The organism is Methylorubrum sp. POS3, assembly GCF_043352485.1.
GTDB lineage: Bacteria > Pseudomonadota > Alphaproteobacteria > Rhizobiales > Beijerinckiaceae > Methylobacterium > Methylobacterium suomiense.
The window spans coordinates 1-272 of record NZ_JAPRBT010000039.1; the positions used below are offsets into that span (position 1 = coordinate 1).

Consider the following 272-nt stretch of genomic DNA (forward strand, 5'->3'; position numbering starts at 1 on the left):
GCGCTCAAGGCCGGCTTCACCATGCCGACCGGCGCCCTCGGCGCCAATGCCGGCGAGGCGGGCTGGAGCTACGCCCTCGCCGACGGCGCCCTCGACTTCCTCGGCCGCGACGACGTGGCCCGCGTCGTCACCACCGTAAAGGTCAGCGACGGCCATGGCGGGGTGGCCAACCAAGACGTCGTCGTCACGCTCACCGGCATCAACGATGCCCCGACCTTCACCACCGCCCCGGGCCGCGCCAGCGTCACCGAGACCGCCGGGCCGACAGGCTC

The 272-nt window shown here is 73.5% G+C and carries 1 protein-coding gene; it reads left to right on the forward strand.

Annotated features, from left to right (window positions below; translation table 11 throughout):
* A partial coding sequence (locus OWC43_RS23420; protein WP_393958689.1) for a VCBS domain-containing protein occupies window positions 1-272 on the forward strand: 272 nt, incomplete at both ends.